Below are 13,953 nucleotides of genomic sequence, written 5' to 3'. Positions count from 1 at the left end.
GGGCCTGCGGAGGTCACTCGCCGTGGATACGACGGGTGATCTCCTCCTGCACCGACCCGGGGGTCTGCTGGTACGAGTCGAACTGCATGGTGTAGGTCGCACGACCCTGGGTGCGCGACCGAAGATCGGTAGCGTACCCGAACATCTCGGACAGCGGCACCTGAGCGCTGACGACCTGGTTGCCACTCCGGGCCTCCAGCTGGCCGACCCTGCCGCGACGGGCGTTGAGGTCGCCGACCACGTCGCCCATGTAGTTCTCCGGCGTGACGACCTCGACGGACATGACCGGCTCCAGGAGGACCGGCCTGGCCAGGCGCATCGCTTCGCGGAACCAGGCCTGGGCGGCGATCTTGAACGCCATCTCCGAGGAGTCCACGTCGTGCGACTTGCCGTCGTTCAGGCTGACCTTCAGGCCCAGGACCTGGAAGCCGGCCAGCGGGCCGTTGGTGGTCGCCAACTGCACGCCGGCGTCCACCGACGGTATGTACTCCTTGGGAATGCGACCCCCGCGGACGTTGTCCTCGAACAGGTAGGTCGACCCGTCCTCGGTGTAGGGCTCGAGGCTGGCCACGATCTCGGCGTACTGGCCCGAACCGCCGGTCTGCTTCTTGTGGGTGTAGCGGTGGTCTAGGACCGGCCTGGTGATGGTCTCGCGGTACGCCACCTGTGGACGGCCCACGTTGGCGTCGACCCGGAACTCCCTGAGCATCCGGTCGACCAGCACCTCTAGGTGGAGTTCGCCCATGCCGCCGATGATGGTCTGGCCCGTCTCCTCGTCGCTGCGGACGGTGAAGGTGGGATCCTCCTCGGCCAGTGCACCCAAGGCCTTGCCCATCCTGTCCTGGTCGGCCTTGGAGCGGGGCTCCACGGCCACGTGGATGACCGGCTCGGGGAACTCGAGCTGCTCGAGCACGATCGGGTGGTTCGGGTCACAGAGGGTGTCGCCGGTGCGGGTGTTCTTGAGACCGATGCCAGCCACGATGTCGCCGGTACGTACCTCGTCGCGGTCCTCGCGGTCGTTGGCGTGCATCTCGAGGATGCGGCCGAGGCGTTCCTTGTTGCCGGTGCGGGTGTTCAGCACCGCGGAGCCCTTGTCGAGCATGCCGCTGTAGGTCCGGAAGTAGACGAGCTTGCCGACGTGGGGGTCGGTCATGATCTTGAACGCCAGGGCGGCGAAGGGAGCCGAATCGTCGGCCTCGCGCTCCTCGACGTCACCAGTCCTGGGGTGCACGCCCTCGACGGGCGGGAGGTCGATGGGCGACGGCAGGTACTCCACCACCGCGTCCAGGAGCGTCTGCACTCCCTTGTTCTTGAATGCGGAGCCGGTGAGGATCGGCACGCAGTGGCCGGCCAGGGTGCCGGTCCGCACCGCCGAGCGCACGTCGGCGGCGGTGATGTCCTCGTCGCCGACGAACTTCTCGAGGATGTTCTCGTCGAACTCCGACAGCACGTCGATGAGGTAGGCCCGGTACTCGTCGGCCGTGTCCACGAGGTCCTCGGGGATGTCCACGACGTCCCAGGTGGCACCCAGGTCCTCGCCCTTCCAGACCAGGGCGTTCATCTCGACCAGGTCGATGACGCCGGCGAACCCCGACTCGGCACCGATGGGCAGCTGAACCACCGCCGTGTTGCAGCCCAGGCGCTCCCTGATGGTGCCCAGCACGAAGTAGAAGTCGGCGCCGGTGCGGTCCATCTTGTTGATGAAGCACATACGGGGAACCTTGTACTTGTCTGCCTGGCGCCAGACCGTCTCGGTCTGGGGCTCCACGCCGGCCACACCGTCGAACACGGCCACGGCACCGTCCAGCACGCGCAGGGAACGCTCCACCTCGACCGTGAAGTCCACGTGGCCCGGGGTGTCGATGATGTTGATGCGGTGGTCGTTCCAGAAGCAGCTTGTGGCGGCGGAGGTGATGGTGATACCCCGCTCCTGTTCCTGCTCCATCCAGTCCATGGTGGCTGCGCCGTCGTGGACCTCACCGATCTTGTAGTTGACGCCGGTGTAGTAGAGGATCCGCTCCGTCGTAGTGGTCTTGCCCGCGTCGATGTGGGCCATGATCCCGATGTTGCGGGTCTTCTGGAGTGGGTGTCGCTTCGCCATCTGCTCGCTCGTCGTTCGCTGTTCGTTCGAAAGTCGGTCTCGTGGGGCTACCCGGGCTCCAGGCGGCGTGGAGCCGCCGGGGCGGCACTGCGGCGGCCAGGTCGACGGGGTCGGCTACCGGGATCAGATGGAGGTGTGCCCGGAGGAGCGGCTCACCAGCGGTAGTGGGCGAACGCCTTGTTGGCATCGGCCATCTTGTGCAGGTCCTCCCGGCGCTTCACCGAGGAACCCAGACCGTTGGAGGCGTCCATGATCTCGTTGGCCAACCGCTCGGCCATCGTGCGCTCGCGACGGGCGCGGGAGTAGTTGACCAGCCAGCGCACGGCCAACGTGGTCGCCCGCCGGGGGCGCACCTCGACCGGTACCTGGTAGGTGGCGCCACCCACCCGGCGACTGCGCACCTCTAGCTGGGGGCGGACGTTGTCGATGGCCCGCTTCAGCGTGCCGACCGGCTCGCTCCCGGTCTTCTGCTCGACCGTGGAGAGAGCGGCGTAGACGATGCGCTCGGCGGTAGAGCGCTTGCCGCGCTGCAGCACCTTGTTGACGAGCTGGGTGACGGCGGCGGACCGGTAGATGGGGTCAGGGGTCAGCTCACGACGTACGGCAGGGCCCTTGCGTGGCACAGTCAGCCTTCCTTCTTCGCGCCGTAACGGCTGCGAGCCTGGCGCCGCTGGCTCACACCGGAGGTGTCCAGCGTTCCCCGGATCACCTTGTAGCGAACGCCGGGGAGGTCCTTCACACGACCGCCACGGACGAGCACGATCGAGTGCTCCTGCAGGTTGTGGCCCTCGCCCGGGATGTAGGCCGTCACCTCGACGCCACTGGTGAGGCGCACACGGGCCACCTTCCGGAGGGCGGAGTTCGGCTTCTTCGGGGTGGTGGTGTAGACCCGTGTGCAGACACCACGGCGCTGGGGCGCTCCCTTCAGGGCCGGCGTGGCTTCCTTGCGGCGCTTGGACTGGCGGCCCTTGCGGACCAACTGCTGGATGGTGGGCACTTACCTACCTCGTAGAGAGAAGAAACTGTGGCTTCGATGGGTTGACCGGGAAGCGGCACCGGCCAGCGGACGAGTCTATGGGCGGGCCTCCCCCACTCACAAACGTGTCCGTCCGGACGGACCGACGTCACACGGCCGGCTACACGACATCGGAGGCGTCGGCGCCGGGGGCGCCGACGGCGCCAGCCAGGTCGATCACGTCGGCCTCATAGGCGCCTTCGAAGGGGTCCTCGTCCGAACCGGCCTGCCCGGCCAGCCATTCGGCGAGGTCCTGCTCCTCGTCGGCCGAGGAGTAGAAGTCCATCGGCTTGTAGTCCGGTGCATGGGTTACCACCCGTCGGTACTCCTCCATGCCGGTCCCGGCGGGGACCAGCTTGCCGATGATGATGTTCTCCTTCAGCCCGATGAGCTTGTCGCTCCGGCACTCGATGGCCGCCTCGGTGAGCACCCGGGTGGTCTCCTGGAAGGAAGCCGCCGAGAGCCACGAGTCGGTCGCCAGCGACGCCTTGGTGATGCCCATGAGCTCGGGGCGCCCCTCGGCGGGACGCCGACTCTCGGCCACCAGCATTCGGTTCGTCTCGGCGAACAGCCGCTGGTCGACCTGCTCGCCGGGCAGGAAGTCCGACTCGCCGGGGTTGTTGATCTTCACCCGCCGGGTCATCTGCCGCACGATCAGCTCGATGTGCTTGTCGTGGATGGACACGCCCTGGTCCCGGTAGACCTTCTGGACCTCCTCCACGAGGTACTGCTGGGTCTCGCGGACGCCCTTGATCTCCAGGAGCTCCTTGGGGTCGCGGGGCCCTTCGACGATGGCGTCGCCGGCCCTGACCTCCTGACCGTCCGTGACCTCCAGGCGGGACACTCCGGGCACTGTGTAGACCTCCTCGGTGCCGTCGTCGGCAACCACGGTTATCTCACGACCGCGCCCCTCGTCCTCGCCGATCCGGACCACGCCGGAGATGCGTGCCAGGGTTGCCTTGCCCTTCGGTGTACGGGCCTCGAAGAGCTCCACGACCCGCGGGAGGCCGCCGGCGAGGTCCTTGCCGACCACGCCGCCGGTGTGGAAGGTACGCATGGTCAGCTGGGTGCCGGGCTCGCCGATCGACTGGGCTGCGATCACGCCCACCGCCTCGCCGATCTCGATGTCCTTGCCGGTGGCCAGCGACATGCCGTAGCTGGCGGCCGACACGCCGGTGGCCGAGTCGTCCGTCAGGGGCGACAGGACGCGGACCCGGTCCACGTCGGGGTCGTCGCGCATGAGCTCCATCTCGACCTCGCCGACGATGGTGCCGGCAACCAGGACCCGGCGACCGCCCTTCGCCGTGGAGTGGACGATGCCCTTCCCCTCGGGATCGGCGACCACGACCTCGTCGGCCAGGGTTCGGCTGAACAGGCGGGTCTCCAGGTAGAAGCGCTGGTTCTCCACGTCGGAGCGCACACCGTCGATCCAGATGCCACGGACCGCGCCCTCGGCCTCGAACGGATCGGTGTCGTTGATGATGAGCTCCTGGGAGACATCGACCAGGCGACGGGTCAGGTAGCCGGAGTCGGCGGTACGCAGGGCGGTGTCGACGAGGCCCTTACGGGCACCGGGCGTGGAGATGAAGTACTCCAGCATCGAAAGGCCCTCACGGAAGTTCGACTTGATCGGCCGAGGGATCATGTCGCCACGCGGGTTGGCCACCAGGCCGCGCATGCCGGCGATCTGGCGCACCTGCATCATGTTCCCACGGGCACCGGACTTGACCATCATGTCGATCGGGTTGGACTGGTCCGCCTCGAGAGCCTCGACCATCCGTGCGGTCACCTCCGAGGTGGCCGAGTTCCAGATCTCGACCTCCTTCTGGCGACGCTCACCGTCGGTGATGATGCCCCGTCGGAACTGGGCTTCGACCTTCTCGGCGTCCTTCTCGTGGCGTTCCAGGATCTCGACCTTGGCGGCCGGTGTCTTGACGTCGTCGATCGACACGGTGAGGCCGGACCGGCTGGCGTACTCGAAGCAGACGTCCTTGAGGGCGTCCAGGCAATCGGCCACCACCTTCTTGGGGTAGTGGCGGGCCAGGTTGTCGACTATGAGGCCCAGTTCCTTCTTGTCGACCTGTCGGTTGACGAAGGTGATCGGCTTGCCGGGAAGGCCGCCGACCCCGATCGGGGTGACGGCCTTGCGGGGCATGGCGTCGTTGAAGATGACCCGGCCGGGCGTCGTGGTGTGCCATGTGGCGGCCGCGCCGTTGGCCGGCGTGTCGATCAGTTCCGGGTACTCGTCGGACCTGTACTGGATGCGGGCGTGAAGGTGCACGACGCCGCTCTCCATGGCCCAGCGGAGGTCGTTCAGGTCACGGAAGACCTTGCCCTCGCCGGCCAGGCCCTCGACCTCGGTCGTCAGGTAGTAGGCACCGATGACCATGTCCTGGGTCGGGGTGACAAGGGGTCGACCGTGGGCTGGGCTGAGAACGTTGTTGGCCGACAGCATCAGGACCCGGGCCTCGGCCTGGGCCTCCGACGACAGTGGCAGGTGGACGGCCATCTGGTCACCGTCGAAGTCGGCGTTGAAGGCCGCGCAGACGAGCGGGTGGATGCGGATGGCCTTGCCCTCCACCAGCACCGGCTCGAAGGCCTGGATGCCCAGCCGGTGCAGGGTGGGAGCGCGGTTCAGCAGCACCGGGTGCTCGCTGATGACGTCCTCCAGGATGGTCCAGACCTGGGGCTTGCGCCGCTCGACCATGCGCTTGGCCGACTTGATGTTCTGGGCCAACTCATCGTCGACCAGCTTCTTCATGACGAACGGCTTGAACAGCTCGAGTGCCATGACCTTGGGCAGGCCGCACTGGTGGAACTTGAGCGACGGGCCGGCCACGATGACCGAACGGCCCGAGTAGTCGACGCGCTTTCCGAGCAGGTTCTGGCGGAACCTGCCCTGCTTGCCCTTCAGCATGTCGGACAGGGACTTGAGCGGACGGTTGCCCGGTCCGGTCACGGGACGACCCCGTCGACCGTTGTCGAACAGGGCGTCGACGGCCTCCTGGAGCATCCGCTTCTCGTTGTTCACGATGATGCCGGGAGCCCCCAGGTCGAGAAGGCGCTTCAGCCGGTTGTTCCGGTTGATGACCCGGCGGTACAGGTCGTTCAGGTCGGAGGTGGCGAAGCGGCCACCATCCAATTGGACCATCGGACGCAGCTCCGGCGGGATGACCGGGACGACGTTCAGGATCATTGCACTGGGCTCGTTCACCCGGCGACCGTGCTCGTCGCGGCGGTTGAATGCGGCCACGATCTTGAGGCGCTTGATGGCCTTCTGCTTGCGCTGGGCACTCAGCGGCTTCTGACCCTCCGGCGGATCGATCATCGACCGGAGCTTCACCTCTTCGTCGTCGAAGTCGATGCGATCGATCAACCGGGCCAGTGCAGCGGCGCCCATGCCACCCTCGAAGTACTCGCCCCAGCGATCCTCCAGCTCGCGCCAGAGCATGTCCTCTTCGATGATCTGGCGGGAAAACAGGCCGGTGAACTCGTCCCAGGCCCGGTTGAGCACGTCGAGCTCCTGCTCGTACTGCTCCCGGATGAACTGGAGGTCCTTGTCGGCGGCCTTGGCCCGGGCCTTGAGGTCGGCCTCCCTGGTGCCCTCCGCCTCCATCTCGGCCAATTCGGCCTCGAGGTCCTCCTGGCGACGGTTCAGCTCGCGGTCGCGCTCCTCCTCGATGGCGAGGCGCTCCTCGGCCAACTCGGACTCCAGTTCGGGAAGGTCCTCGTGGCGCTTGCCCTCGTCGACCCAGACGACAAGGTTGGCGGCGAAATAGATGACCTTCTCCAGCTGCTTGGCCTTGAGCTCCTCGCGCGGCTCGGTACCCATGAGCAGGTATGCGAGCCAGGACCGGGTTCCCCTGAGGTACCAGATGTGGACGGCCGGTGCGGCCAACTCGATGTGGCCCATGCGGTCCCGTCGGACCTTGGAGCGGGTGATCTCCACCCCACAGCGCTCACAGATGATCCCCTTGAAGCGGACCCTCTTGTACTTGCCGCAGTAGCACTCCCAGTCCTTGGTCGGGCCGAAGATCTTCTCGCAGAAGAGCCCGTCCTTCTCCGGCTTCAGGGTGCGGTAGTTGATGGTCTCCGGCTTCTTGACCTCGCCGTTGGACCACATGCGGATGCCGTCCGCGGTGGCCAGGCCGATGCGGATCTGATCGAATTCGTTGACGTCGAGCACTGTTTCTTCCTGCGTCTCGTTCTGGGTGTCGTGCGGGTCAGTGGGCGAGGCCGGCAGCGCGGCGCTCGTCATCCTCGTCGGAACCCCGCTCGGGGCGGGACAGGTCGATGCCGAGTTCCTCGGCAGTTCGGTAGACGTCCTCGTCGAAGTCGCGCATCTCGATCTCGCGACCATTCTCGGCGAGTACCTCCACGTTCAGGCAGAGCGACTGCATCTCCTTGATGAGCACCTTGAAGCTCTCCGGGATACCCGGCTGGGGGATGTTGTCGCCCTTGACGATGGCCTCGTAGACCTTCACCCGGCCGAGCACGTCGTCCGACTTGATGGTCAGGAGTTCCTGGAGGCAGTAGGCGGCGCCGTAGGCCTCCAGGGCCCAGACCTCCATCTCGCCGAACCGCTGCCCGCCGAACTGCGCCTTTCCGCCCAGCGGCTGCTGTGTGATCATCGAGTACGGGCCGGTGGAACGGGCGTGGATCTTGTCGTCCACCAGGTGGGCCAGCTTCAGGATGTAGACGAACCCGACCATGATCGGGCTGTCGTACACTTCGCCGGTCCGACCGTTGTAGAGGGTGGTCTTGCCGTCCAACTGGACCAGCCGTTCACCGTCGACCGACTCGGGCCGGAGGTTGCCGAGGATCTTCTGGATGGTCGGGTGGCCACCGGCACGATCCTCCTCGTCCCACTTGGCGCCGTCGAAGACGGGCGTCGCCACGTGGATCGAGGGTTGGGTGGACGGTCGGGTCTTCTTCTCGATGCCGCGGACGGGCTCCACGCCGACGGCCTCGCCGTCGATCTCCCAGCCCCAACGGGCGCAGTACCCGAGATGGGCCTCGAGCACCTGCCCGACGTTCATACGGGACGGGACGCCCAGCGGGTTCAGGATGATGTCGACCGGGGTGCCATCGGCCAGGTAGGGCATGTCCTCGATCGGGAGGATCTTTGAGATGACGCCCTTGTTGCCGTGGCGACCGGCCAACTTGTCGCCCACGCTGATCTTGCGCTTCTGGGCCACGTAGACCCGGACCAGCTGGTTGACGCCGGGGGGCAGCTCATCGCCGTCGTCGCGGTTGAACACCTTGACGTCGATGACCTTGCCGGTCTCGCCGTGCGGGACCTTCAGCGAGGTGTCGCGCACCTCACGGGCCTTCTCGCCGAAGATGGCGCGCAGGAGGCGTTCCTCCGGGGTCAGCTCGGTCTCGCCCTTGGGCGTGACCTTGCCGACCAGCACGTCGCCGGGCGATACCTCCGCGCCCACGCGCACGATGCCCAGATCGTCCAGGTCGGCCAGGATCTCGTCCGGGAGGTTCGGGATGTCCCGGGTGATCTCCTCGGGGCCGAGCTTCGTGTCGCGGGCGTCGATCTCGTGCTCGTGGATGTGGATCGACGTCAGCACGTCGTCCTTGACCAGGCGCTCTGAGATGATGATGGCGTCCTCGAAGTTGAAGCCCTCCCAGGACATGAAGGCCACGAGCAGGTTCTTACCGAGCGCCAACTCACCACCGTCGGTGGACGAGCTGTCGGCCAGCAGTTGGCCCTTCTTGATCTTCTGGCCCGGGACGACCCTGATCTTCTGGTTGATGCAGGTGTCCTGGTTGGATCGCACGTACTTGAGCAGCGGGTGCTCGACCGACCCGGTCTTCTTGTAGTCCAGCGTCACCGAGGTGCCGTCGATCGCCGTAACCGTGCCGTCCTCGAGTGCCAGCAGCATGTCGGCCGCGTCGTGGGCCGCGCTGGCCTCTATGCCCGTACCGATGTACGGGGCCTCAGCCTGGATCAGCGGAACGGCCTGGCGCTGCATGTTGGCGCCCATCAGGGCACGGTTGGCGTCATCGTGCTCGAGGAACGGGATCAGCGCCGTGGCGACCGAGACGATCTGCTTCGGCGAGACGTCCATGAGCTGGACCTCGTTGGGTGGCACGTACGAGATCTCGGTGGTGGCACCGAAGAACACGTCCCTCTCCAACTGGAGCCGGAGGTCCTGGAGCGAGGCTGCCTGCGGTGAGCGGCGCACCAGGACGCGGTCGTTGCGGAAGGTGGAGTCAGGGTTGAGGGGCGCGTTCGCCTGCGCGACCACGTACTCCTCCTCCTCGTCTGCGGCCAGGTAGACGATCTCGTCGGTGACCCTGCCATCTGTGACCACGCGATACGGCGACTCGATAAAGCCGAACGGGTTGACCCGTCCGTAGGTGGCCAGGCCACCGATGAGGCCGATGTTGGGACCCTCGGGGGTCTCGATCGGGCACATGCGGCCGTAGTGCGAGAAGTGGACGTCACGCACCTCGAAGCCGGCCCGCTCACGCGACAAGCCGCCGGGGCCGAGCGCCGAGAGGCGACGCCGGTGGGTGAGACCCGACAACGGGTTCACCTGGTCCATGAACTGCGACAACTGGCTGGTGCCGAAGAACTCCTTGATGGCTGCGACCACGGGTCGGATGTTGATGAGCGACATCGGCGTGATGGCCTCGACGTCCTGTGTGGTCATGCGCTCGCGCACCACCCGCTCCATGCGGGACAGCCCGATGCGGAGCTGGTTCTGGATCAACTCCCCTACCGAGCGGATGCGACGGTTGGCGAAGTGGTCCTGGTCGTCGAGGCGGTAACCGGGTTCGCCCTTGGCCAGGTGCAGTAGGTAGGTGCAGGTGGCAAGAACCTCGGACCGGGTGAGTACCTGGGAGTCGGGATCAGGGCGCTCCAACTCGATACCGAAAAGCTCCTCGATCTTCTCGATCTCCGGGCCCAACTTCCGGTTCAACTTGTAGCGACCGACCCGGGACAGGTCGTAGCGGCGCGACTCGAAGAAGGCGTTGCGCAGGTAGGCGCGGGCGGCCTCCACTGTGGCCGGCTCGCCGGGACGGACCCGCTTGTAGATCTCCAGGAGAGACTCCTCCTGGGTGGGGGCGATGTCCTTGTCCTTCTCCCACTGCCCCTCGAGGTAGTCGAAGTGGCGGACGAACCGGTCCAGGAAGCCGGGCTCGTTCTCCTCGTCGTAGCCCAGCGCCCTCAGGAGCGTGAACATCGACAGGCGGCGCTTGCGCGCCACCCGGGTGCCGGCGGTGACGTCCTTGCCCGGCTTCTGCTCGACGTCGAACTCGATCCACTCGCCGCGGTAGGGGTGGATGGTTCCCGTGACGAGCTGGTGCTTGGCCAGGTTACGGAGGCGGTACCGCTCACCGGGCTGGAAGATCACGCCCGGCGACCGGACGAGCTGGGAGACGACGACCCGCTCGGTGCCGTTGATCACGAAGGTGCCCTTCTCGGTCATCACCGGGAAGTCCCCCATGAAGACCGTCTGCTCCTTGATCTCACCGGTGTTGGCGTTCTTGAAGCAGGCACGGACGAAGATCGGGGAGGAGAAGGTCATGTCCTTCTCCTTGCACTCCTCCACCGAGAACTTGGGTGGCGGACAGAGGTCCTCGTCGTCGGGGTCGAACTCCAAGTCGAGCGTCAGGGTCTCGCTGAAGTCGGTGATCGGGCTGAGGTCCCGGTACGTGTCGGCGATGCCCTCATCGAGGAACCAGCGGAATGACTTCCGCTGGACGTCGATCAGGTGCGGCAGCGGGAGGACTTCCTCCAGGTTGCCGAACGAATAACGGTCCCGGACGATAGGGCGTGCAGACACCTAGAACTCCTGGCCAAGAGTCACGGACGAGGGCGAACCGGGGATGCGCCTGAGGGCATGGCGAAAACGACACGAACGACAGGCACAACCACGGCAACAAGGGATCTTAACGGACGCGCGCAAGATAGAGCAACCCCTACGGGCAGCGCGAACAGACCCCGAAGGGTCGGTACGGAAAGAACGGTAGGGGTGCAGGGCGTGGCGGTCAAGCGCTGTCACAGAACCGACATGGGCACCCTTGCCTCCACCACCTGGATCGTGTAATGGGCCACCGGTCGCCGGGCCAACCCGAAAACGACGGGATCCCCGGGGGCGCGCCCCGGGGATCCCGTGTGCTCGGCGGTCTGGCCGCCGAAGTGGCTACTTGAGCTCGACGCTGGCGCCGGCGGCCTCGAGGGACTCCTTGGCCTTGTCGGCGTCCTCCTTGGAGGCGCCCTCGAGCACCGTCTGCGGAGCGCCGTCGACCAGGTCCTTGGCGTCCTTCAGGCCGAGGTTGGTGAGCGCACGAACCTCCTTGATGACCTGGATCTTCTTGTCGCCTGCAGCGGTCAGGACGACGTCGAAGGAGGTCTGCTCCTCCTCCTCGCCACCTGCATCGTCAGCCGGGGCAACCGCCACGGCCACCGGAGCCGCTGCGGTCACGCCGAACTTCTCCTCGAAGTCCTTCAGGAGCTCACTCAGCTCGAGCACGCTCATCCCGGCAATCGAATCCAGGATCTCCTCTTTCGTCGCCATGATCACTCCTCTTCCTCGTTGTCAGTGTCGGTGGCTTCCTCGGCGGCGGACGCCTCGTCAGCGACCTCCGCATCGGCTTCATCGGCGGCGGACGCCTCGTCAGCGACCTCCGCATCGGCTTCATCGGCGGCGGACGCCTCTACGGATGCAGGAGCGCCGGGCGCTCCTCCCTCGTCGATGAGGGCCTTCAGCGCGTATGCCAGGTTCTGGGGCAGGGCGTTGAGCAGTGCGGCGAACTGCTGCATCGGGGCGGCCATCGCCCCGGCCAGCCGGGCCAGCAACTCCTCGCGGGGAGCAATCTCGGCCAGGACCAGGATCTCCTCGACGGTGAGACGCTGCTCGTCAAGCACGCCTCCCTTGATCACCAGCGACTCGTTGGCCTTGGCGAAGTCCTTGAGCGCCCTGGCCAGGGCCACCGGGTCCCCGGCGGAACCGTCGGGCTGCTCGCCGACGAACGCTATGGCCGTGGGGCCGGTAAGCAGGTCCTCCACCTCGAGGCCCAACTCGTCGACGGCGAAGCGGACCAGGGTGTTCTTGTACACCTTGTACTCGCCGCCTGCCTCGCGCAGCGCCTTCCGGAGTTCGGCCATGGCCGGAACGTCCAGACCTCGGTACTCGGTCAGGATCGCAGCGTCGCTGGCCGAGAACTTCTCTCGGACCTCCTCGACGACCGCTAGCTTCTCGGCTCGGGGTTCTCCCACGCTCACACCTCCTTCTTCGGTCGGGCGGTGGCTGCCGCCTCTGGTCTCTGTTGCTGCTACCGGCCGGAGCCGGCCACACGCACCGGAGACCAGGGCCGGGAGTACCCGGCTCCGATCAGGAGGACTCCCCTGCTCGGGCGGTACCGGCGCCGTGATCCGGGGATCGGACGGCGCCGTGACTCGTTCTGCGCACGGGGCGCAACCCGGAGGTCTTCGGTGAGCGTGTCGATTGTGGTGGTCAGGGTATCGGTGGCGCCCGGTGGCACAACCCGCGCCCCCGACCGGGGCACGTGGCTGGTTGCTACTCGCCGACCCGCTGGGGATCGATCCGGACGCCGGGACCCATGGTCGACGAGACCGACACCTTCTTGAGGTACCGGCCCTTGGCCGACGATGGCTTCAGGCGCTCGAGCTCCTCGACGGCTGCAGTGAGGTTGGCCGATAGGTCGGATACCTCGAAGCTGGCCCTTCCGATCGGCATGTGGACGTTGCCGTACCGGTCGGTGCGGAACTCCACCTTGCCGCCCTTGAACTCGCCGACGGCCTTGGCGACGTCGTCGGTCACCGTGCCGGACTTGGGGTTGGGCATGAGGCCCCGGGGACCCAGGGCCCGTCCGAGCTTGCCAACCGTCGGCATCATGTCCGGCGTGGCGATGGCCACGTCGAAGTCCATCATGCCGCCCTCCACCTCGGCGGCCAGTTCCTCGGCACCGACGTGGTCTGCGCCGGCCTCGCGGGCCGCCGCGGCGGCCTCGCCCTGGGCGAACACGGCCACCCGGACGTCCCGACCTGTACCGGCCGGAAGGGCGACCGTGCCCCTCACCATCTCGTCGGACTTGCGGGGGTCGACGCTCAACCGGATGACCAGGTCGATGCCCTCGTCGAACTTCGCACCGGCCAGGGACGCAGCCAATCCCAGCGCCTCGGAAGCCGAGTACATCTGGTCAGGTTGCACCTGGGCCGCCGCGTCGTCGTAGCGCTTTCCCGTCCTACCCATGTCGCCTTCTCCTGGCTCCCTCGGCTCGGTCGTGACCTCCGGCGGGGCGAGGTACTCCCCTGTCCCGGAACCACCTATCGGGCGGCGACCTTCTACTGGATCTTCGGTTGCGAGCCGATCGGCGGTCAGCCGACGGCTATGCCCATGCTCCGTGCGGTACCCGCCACCTGCATCTTGGCGCCCTCGAGGTCGATGGCGTTCAGGTCGGGCATCTTGGCCTCGGCGATCTCGACCACCTGGTCCCAGGTGATCGACCCCGCCTCTTCACGGCCAGGGTTCTGGGAGGCCTTGTCCAGGCCGGCGGCCTGGCGGATGAGGAACGAGGTGGGCGGCGTCCTGGTGATGAAGGTGAACGACCTGTCCTCGTATATGGAGATCTCGACCGGAACGATCTGCCCGCGCTTGGCCTCGGTCCTGGCGTTGTACTCCTTGCAGAAGTCCATGATCGCCACGCCGTGCGGGCCCAGGGCGGTGCCCACCGGCGGTGCCGGCGAGGCCTGGCCTGCAGGGATCTGGATCTTCACGACCGTGAGGATCTTCTTCTTTGCCATCGTTCTCTACTCGTGTCTCGTAGTTCGTGGTCTTCGACCCGGTACGTC

General features: G+C 66.7%; 8 protein-coding genes and 1 pseudogene. All 9 read right to left on the bottom strand.

The features are described 5' to 3' along the window. Positions 1-13 precede the first annotated feature (13 nt). Positions 14-2,101 (bottom strand): elongation factor G, encoded by a 2,088-nt coding sequence (fusA, locus tag MK177_00585; GenBank protein MCH2425811.1) that lies wholly within the window; start codon positions 2,099-2,101, stop codon positions 14-16. A 152-nt stretch (positions 2,102-2,253) separates the two neighbouring features. Next, positions 2,254-2,724, bottom strand: coding sequence for a 30S ribosomal protein S7 (gene rpsG, locus MK177_00580; protein MCH2425810.1), 471 nt, complete (start codon positions 2,722-2,724; stop codon positions 2,254-2,256). A 2-nt stretch (positions 2,725-2,726) separates the two neighbouring features. Beyond that, a complete protein-coding gene (rpsL, locus tag MK177_00575; protein ID MCH2425809.1) occupies positions 2,727-3,098 on the bottom strand; it encodes a 30S ribosomal protein S12 in 372 nt (123 codons plus the stop codon). A 139-nt stretch (positions 3,099-3,237) separates the two neighbouring features. Next, positions 3,238-7,302, bottom strand: coding sequence for a DNA-directed RNA polymerase subunit beta' (locus MK177_00570; protein MCH2425808.1), 4,065 nt, complete (start codon positions 7,300-7,302; stop codon positions 3,238-3,240). Positions 7,303-7,339: 37 nt separating this feature from the next. Then, complete coding sequence (locus MK177_00565) at positions 7,340-10,921, bottom strand: DNA-directed RNA polymerase subunit beta (protein ID MCH2425807.1); 3,582 nt, start codon at positions 10,919-10,921, stop codon at positions 7,340-7,342. Positions 10,922-11,281: 360 nt separating this feature from the next. Next, on the bottom strand, positions 11,282-11,662 hold the full coding sequence (gene rplL, locus MK177_00560; GenBank protein ID MCH2425806.1) for a 50S ribosomal protein L7/L12: 381 nt from the start codon (positions 11,660-11,662) through the stop codon (positions 11,282-11,284). A gap of 203 nt (positions 11,663-11,865) precedes the next feature. Then, positions 11,866-12,357: pseudogene (gene rplJ, locus MK177_00555) on the bottom strand (50S ribosomal protein L10). A gap of 301 nt (positions 12,358-12,658) precedes the next feature. Further along, positions 12,659-13,354 (bottom strand): 50S ribosomal protein L1, encoded by a 696-nt coding sequence (gene rplA / locus MK177_00550; GenBank protein MCH2425805.1) that lies wholly within the window; start codon positions 13,352-13,354, stop codon positions 12,659-12,661. A 125-nt stretch (positions 13,355-13,479) separates the two neighbouring features. Next, positions 13,480-13,905: a 50S ribosomal protein L11 gene (gene rplK / locus MK177_00545; protein MCH2425804.1), complete on the bottom strand. Its 426-nt coding sequence runs from the start codon at positions 13,903-13,905 to the stop codon at positions 13,480-13,482. Positions 13,906-13,953 lie beyond the last annotated feature (48 nt).

Source organism: Acidimicrobiales bacterium, assembly GCA_022452145.1.
Taxonomy (GTDB): domain Bacteria; phylum Actinomycetota; class Acidimicrobiia; order Acidimicrobiales; family MedAcidi-G1; genus UBA9410.
The sequence above is the reverse complement of the archived record's forward strand: the minus strand, read 5'-3'. Positions and strand labels throughout refer to the sequence as shown.